At 46.6% G+C, this 1,399-nt stretch carries 1 protein-coding gene and 1 pseudogene; both read right to left on the bottom strand.

Features of this window, described 5'->3' with window-relative positions; all coding sequences use genetic code 11:
- Positions 1-234 (bottom strand): annotated as a pseudogene (locus tag DWX91_RS16260) (leucyl aminopeptidase); the annotation flags it as partial.
- Positions 235-749: 515 nt separating this feature from the next.
- Positions 750-1,399 (bottom strand): aminopeptidase (locus DWX91_RS16255; RefSeq protein ID WP_243024651.1); only part of this gene is annotated, 650 nt, incomplete at its 5' end.

The raw sequence follows: 1,399 nt of genomic DNA, 5'->3' as shown, positions 1-1,399 counted from the left end.
AAGTTCCAGGGATTTCGGGAAGATGGTTGCTTTGTCTTTTCCACGAATCGGCATCATGTATACGCCGTACTCAGCGCCACAGTTTAAAGCGGCTGCTGCCATCGCCTGGATCATTCTCTCATCGGTCTGCGGGTCTACTACGATTAAAACTTCCTCGCCCGGTTTTACAGCCATCAGGTTGCCAAGAAGATACTGTGCGCGTTCCATACATTCGATAATTCTGTTATCACTCATAGTTCATTCTCCTCACTTTTTATTATTCGACAGTTTCTGCATCCAGCCGATTTAAGCTATCTGCCTGTCATTGTTCTCTGTTTCATAGCTGTTTATTTAGTTTTTCTGTTCCTCATGAGGTTTGACTATATACTATCAAACCCGCACACACTTATAAACAAATATACCCATTTGCGAATATGTTATAAATATTTCGTGATAAGGGGTTTACCATCCTGCTGGAAGCATTCCCAGTGCGCTGAAAATTGCGTAGAATAAGGTACTGCCGTACAGCAGGACGATAATCGCCTGCATCGGCTTGCTTACCATCCAGCCGCAGTTCCATACCAGCTCAATGTCACCTGTTTTTCTTGCTCGGGAGGCAGTGCTTCACATCCAAATCAGACTTAAAAACACCAAGAATCCCCGTTCAGCCGATACACTGGCTGAACGGGGATTCCTGGCGTCATACAAAACAGTAAGGTATATTTATATGGTTATAATTGGGGTGAACTGTCTAGTTGGATGCAATAGTTTTATTTGTCGCCCAAACAAACAACCTTGCCGTCTTTTACAATCAGAACCTCTTCTGGTGTTCCCTCGTCGAAGATAACGGTCGGATTATACTGTACCATGTCGATATGTACGGTCGAGCGTGCCGGCTGTCCATAGTAGAAGCCGTTGCCCATTGCGATGTGGCAGGTTCCTCTTGCCTTCTTCTCTTCCTCGAAGTCTCCGTTGAACATACAAGCCGGGTTAAGTCCAAGTCCGATCTCTGCGATGTTATCGGAATCTTTAACTTCTGCGATCTGACGGCGGATTTCTTTACAAATCTTCGGATCGCCGCCAACTACCTCTACGATACGTCCTTTTTCGATTCTTAACTCAACCGGTGTGGTCGGGCATCCATAGTAGCAGATAGGTCCATCAATCACCAGTTTGCCGTGGGTTGTATCAATAACCGGTCCTAAGGAAACTTCGCCATCGGACCAAGCCATTGCATCGCCCGGATTTCTTGCGATACCACACTCGATGATCGGCTCCATCTGGTTCATTTCCATGTAAAGGTCTGTACCTGCCGGTGTGGTGATGTGAGCCATCTTATGACCTCTCCAGATTGCCTGCAGCTTCTCGCCGTCTGCATAAACTGCTTCATAATCTGCCAGTGCGCCGCCTCTTGTGAAGT

Source organism: Clostridium sp. AF22-10 (genome assembly GCF_003478725.1).
GTDB lineage: Bacteria > Bacillota > Clostridia > Lachnospirales > Lachnospiraceae > Otoolea > Otoolea fessa.
This window is presented reverse-complemented; position numbering and strand designations above follow the sequence as displayed.